Origin of the sequence: Vibrio sp. 10N.222.48.A3 (assembly GCF_041475345.1) — a bacterium.
GTDB classification, from domain to species: domain Bacteria; phylum Pseudomonadota; class Gammaproteobacteria; order Enterobacterales; family Vibrionaceae; genus Vibrio; species Vibrio tasmaniensis_A.
Map to the genome: position 1 here is coordinate 1 of NZ_JBFRVX010001382.1, position 1,206 is coordinate 1,206.

General features: G+C 41.1%; 2 protein-coding genes. One reads left to right on the forward strand and one right to left on the reverse strand.

All coding sequences use genetic code 11. From position 1 onward, the window contains the following. Window positions 1-588, reverse strand: a 588-nt coding sequence (locus AB4653_RS26510; RefSeq protein WP_372105717.1) for an HAD family hydrolase, incomplete at its 3' end; no start/stop codon positions are given. A 263-nt stretch (window positions 589-851) separates the two neighbouring features. Here AB4653_RS26510 and AB4653_RS26515 point away from each other — a divergent pair. Next, window positions 852-1,184 carry a PBPRA1643 family SWIM/SEC-C metal-binding motif protein gene (locus tag AB4653_RS26515; protein WP_004733856.1) on the forward strand — a complete coding sequence of 111 codons (333 nt, stop codon included), beginning with the start codon at window positions 852-854 and terminating at the stop codon, window positions 1,182-1,184. Window positions 1,185-1,206 lie beyond the last annotated feature (22 nt).

A 1,206-nucleotide genomic window follows, 5' to 3' on the forward strand; every position in this document is an offset into this window, starting at 1 on the left:
ACCCAGTGCTACTTCAATATTGCGAGCAAACTGTGTATCCGCTTCATGGTCACCGATATACATCAAACACAGTTCTTTAGAGTGAGCTTCACCAAATATGTTTTCAACACACTTCATGCCGCCAAACGGATGCGGTTTTTGATTACCATTCGATACATCGTCATAGCCAACTACTGACTTAAACACCTCACCTATACCGTAGCTATCGAGTACAGTTCGAATATTCAATTGAGAGTTTTGCGAGCAAACCCCATGAGGAAGGTGCGCGAACTGACTGATCACGGTTTCCATTCCCTCAAACAGAGCTACGGGAGTTTGATTTTGCTCTTGATGCTCTGCCCACATACCACCAGCGATCAACATTTCATCATGAGACATCCCATAATAGTCGACATACAAGGCTTGCCAGTTTTTAGCACCGTGGTTGGCTTCGTGATAGAGCGCTTCACTCAACAAATATTTGGGTAAATTATCACCTGACAAATGTGGTGCGACCACAGAAATGATGTCTTTGGTTATTGCGATATTTTTTGGAACTGAATTGACTAAGGTTCCATCATAATCCCACAGTATGGCATCTAATTTCATACACTATCTCTTTGTTTAAATTGGCTATTTGAATTTATCACTCTCCCCCTATTGAGGAAAATTTTATTGTCTCTAATTTGAAATATAACCCGGAACAAGCAAAAAATTGAGAGGTTGCGGAGCGTAGAATCGTTAGACGAGAATAACTAAACAAGCTTTGCTCACATAACCGCTTTATCAATTGCAATATATCAGTATAATCCCCCGCTCTATAACGCTACCCAGCATAGGAATAGCGTCATCCCAAATTTTGTGAGTACCCAATGTCGAAACTATTTTTCAAAGGCCGTATTGAAACAAGACAGAACCACGTTCTTGCTGGCTACAATGTAAACCGCGATGTTAAAGTGGGTACTGAAGAGTCACCAGTTGCTGTAATGGTTCAAACTGAAGCTCGTAAAGCAGAAGTTGAAGCAATCGCGGCCGAGCATTCAATCTTTGTTACTGTATCTGTTGATGCAACTAAAGAAGAAAACACGCTTGAGTTCGACACATTACTAAACAAGCCAAAAACAATGACGTTCGAAAAGACACCTAACCGTAACGACCCATGTTCTTGCGGTAGCGGTAAGAAATACAAGAAATGTTGTGCATAAGCACTTCTGATTCATGCTACTC